Genomic DNA, 2701 nt, shown 5'->3' with positions numbered 1-2701 from the left:
CCGCCCCCACCCCCACCGCCGCCCGGAGGGCCAGCGGGTCCCGGGGCTTATTACCAGCAACCCGGGCCGCCGCCCCCGCCACCCCCTCCGTGAAGGATTTTATGGGCGTGTATGTCTTGTAAAAGTCAGACAATTTTTCTGTAAACAGATCTAAAAAAAGCCCCATTTTTCTGAAATGGGGCATTTCATCCGGTTATGGATCAGGATTTCAGTGCATCAAAGCGCCGGTTGCTGCTCCTGCTGCACCGCCCACTGCGGCCCCTACGGCCGGATTGCCACCCACAACAGCACCCAGCACTGCACCGCCCGCAGCACCGATAGCCCCACCACTCAGTGCGCGTTGTCCTGTGGGGCTCATATTGGCGCAGCCAGTCATGGCGATCAGACAAAAACCCAACGCCAGAACTTTTAACCCGTACCGGTGATGACCGAATTTTAATCGAAGGGGATATTGCATGAGGATTAGGCTCCTTATGGTGTAGTAGTGGAAGGGGATCCGGATAGTTGTTCCACATCCCGGGTTGCCTGAAGAATTTCTTGTCGGGCAATCCGATTGGACGTTCCAGAAAGCGGTTTGGTGCATAACGGCTGTACGACCGCCTGAATTTGATCAAGGTCGTCCCTTTGGCCTTCTGCGTGCGGACGTTTTGTCAGCTTTTGTTGCAATAGATGCACCTGCGCCCGGTATTGCTGGCAATCGCGCTGTAGTCCTGATGTTCTCTGGATTGGATGCGTGGGCGCCAACATGGTTGAGGTGGGTGGATAAGGTAAGATCTGTTCAGGCGGATAGTCCGTCGACGCAGGTGTTGGGAGTGGGGCAGCTATCGTTGAGGCGCAGCCGCTCAACAATAAGGTGCCCGCAATCAGCCAATAATAAGGCCTTTCTCTTATCCTGTTTTGCGAATACACCCAACATTCCTACCAGGGAGTGGATACATAACCCACTACAGGCGTGGGAGCCGCGTAATAGCCGGGTGGGGGCGGCGGTGGCGGCCCTCCCCAAGGCCCGGGTCCCGGTGGAGGAGGTCCGGGTGGCGGAGGTGGCGGGGGTGGTGGAGCCGCATAATAATACACGGTTTGTGGGGGTGGCACGTAAACTACTGGTGGAGATACGGGATAATAGGCCGGTGCTCCGCCTACTGAAACACTCAGCCCCGGAACGGCCAGGCCTAATGAAAGATTATCAGCCAGTGCTGGAGTGATCCCAACAGCAGCTGAAAGGACGAGGGTGGTAGCCACCACCCATAGCATCGATTTTCGTCGAGCTGTTGAGGGGGAGGGAATGGATTTCATAATGATGCTCCCATAAAAAAGACCAAATGCGTACCAGCAAAAAGCATTCCTACAAGATTTCAGCCAGTTTTCATTCGGTCGAGCCCTACTGTACTGTAGTCAGTCCGCTACAGTGGGACGCTGACTTATTCCATCTGGTTAATTTTTAAGTATTTGTGTTGTCGCTCTTCTGTCAGCTTGAGAATCTCCTCGGAATAATATCCGCCGTCAGGCGAACATTGGCCACATGTAGCGCACAGCAGGGCAACAGGGGACGGGCGTCAGACAAAACGCTTAATCAGCATTTTTATTGGAATGCGGCATGTTATAGTAAACGACACTGCCTGCAGCGCTTGCCGCCATTAACGGCAAGCAGCCACTGATCATCATGGCGGTGCCGCAAGCGATCATTATACGCAGGCTAAAACCCAGCAGGCTTTGCAGCCTCTCTAAGGCCCAGTAATCGTCTGGCAGCGTTTTTTGCGTCATACTTCGATCCTTCGTGGGGGTAGCTTTGGCTGTAATTTGGGGCACGCATTCTGCCTTAGCTATTCTCCACATGCTGGCTGGAAAATACTACCACAGTACTGGCATCATCAGTTCTAAGAAAGAACAGTGGAGATCGACACCCGTTCAGAACATTGAAAAATGGAAACAAAAAATGAAATATCAACACATGGCAGTGACCGCAGCAGACCGTAGTTGACGCCTTATGGCCTACCAGTCCGCTCCTCTTTGGTTATTACAGCCTGGATCTACGAGAATCATAGCCAGATGAAAGCCTCAGATGTTGGCTATAATTTCGAATGAGCAAATTTCTACAGACTTTTGTCTGATAGAGAAATACCTGAACAGGAGGTTACGATGTCTAGAACCGATATAAAAACTGCAAATCCTGCTGCTTCGTGGGTCCGGGCAGCCTTACTTTTGACAGCAGTGCTGGCATTAGCCGGTTGTGCCAACATGAGCCCAACGGGCCAGCGTGCTCTGAGTGGCGGTGCTATTGGCGCTGCTGGCGGTGCGGTTTTGGGAACAGTCGCTGCGGGCAATCCTGCCGTCGGTGCTGCGGTAGGTGGTGCGGTGGGTGCGGGGGTAGGTGCTGCTCTCCCCCAAATAGAAAACAGCCTGAACGGTAATTAACCTGTTACTGCACTGAGTGTTAGGGCACCAGGCTTATTACCAGAGAGCTTGCATGCGGGTTATCAATATCAATCTATGCATGAAAGCACATTACCCATCCGGCCCATTAATATTTTTCGAGAGATATTTATGAATAACCCACAATCCCGCACGATAAAACGCACGACAATTTTTGCTGGCGTCCTTGCAGCAGCGATGTTGAGTTTAACCAGTTCATCGGCCATGGCAGCCGTTTCTTTAGGATTGGCGGTTCCCGGACTGAGCGTGCAATTGGGTACCCCTCCCGTCT

At 52.8% G+C, this 2701-nt stretch carries 4 protein-coding genes; 2 read left to right on the top strand and 2 right to left on the bottom strand.

Features of this window, described 5'->3' with window-relative positions; genetic code table 11:
* Positions 1–208: 208 nt before the first annotated feature.
* Positions 209–457, bottom strand: coding sequence for a YMGG-like glycine zipper-containing protein (locus HJG40_RS11550; protein WP_010636705.1), 249 nt, complete (start codon positions 455–457; stop codon positions 209–211).
* Between the two features lie 1109 nt (positions 458–1566).
* Complete coding sequence (locus HJG40_RS11545) at positions 1567–1761, bottom strand: hypothetical protein (RefSeq protein WP_215864335.1); 195 nt, start codon at positions 1759–1761, stop codon at positions 1567–1569.
* 25 nt (positions 1762–1786) lie between these two features.
* Between HJG40_RS11545 and HJG40_RS11540 the strand changes: the two genes are divergently transcribed.
* On the top strand, positions 1787–1978 hold the full coding sequence (locus HJG40_RS11540) for a hypothetical protein (protein ID WP_215864333.1): 192 nt from the start codon (positions 1787–1789) through the stop codon (positions 1976–1978).
* A 158-nt stretch (positions 1979–2136) separates the two neighbouring features.
* Positions 2137–2412 (top strand): YMGG-like glycine zipper-containing protein, encoded by a 276-nt coding sequence (locus tag HJG40_RS11535; protein ID WP_226857415.1) that lies wholly within the window; start codon positions 2137–2139, stop codon positions 2410–2412.
* The last annotated feature ends 289 nt before the right edge of the window (positions 2413–2701 follow it).

This window comes from Acidithiobacillus concretivorus (assembly GCF_018853445.1).
GTDB lineage: Bacteria > Pseudomonadota > Gammaproteobacteria > Acidithiobacillales > Acidithiobacillaceae > Acidithiobacillus > Acidithiobacillus concretivorus.
The sequence above is the reverse complement of the archived record's forward strand: the minus strand, read 5'-3'. Positions and strand labels throughout refer to the sequence as shown.

What these genes read in the sequence shown, in the direction of transcription:
- HJG40_RS11545 (WP_215864335.1), bottom strand. Translation starts at nt 1,761, where the DNA reads ATGACGCAAAAAACGCTGCCAGACGATTACTGGGCCTTAGAGAGGCTG.
- HJG40_RS11550 (WP_010636705.1), bottom strand. Translation starts at nt 457, where the DNA reads ATGCAATATCCCCTTCGATTAAAATTCGGTCATCACCGGTACGGGTTA.
- HJG40_RS11535 (WP_226857415.1), top strand. Translation starts at nt 2,137, where the DNA reads ATGTCTAGAACCGATATAAAAACTGCAAATCCTGCTGCTTCGTGGGTC.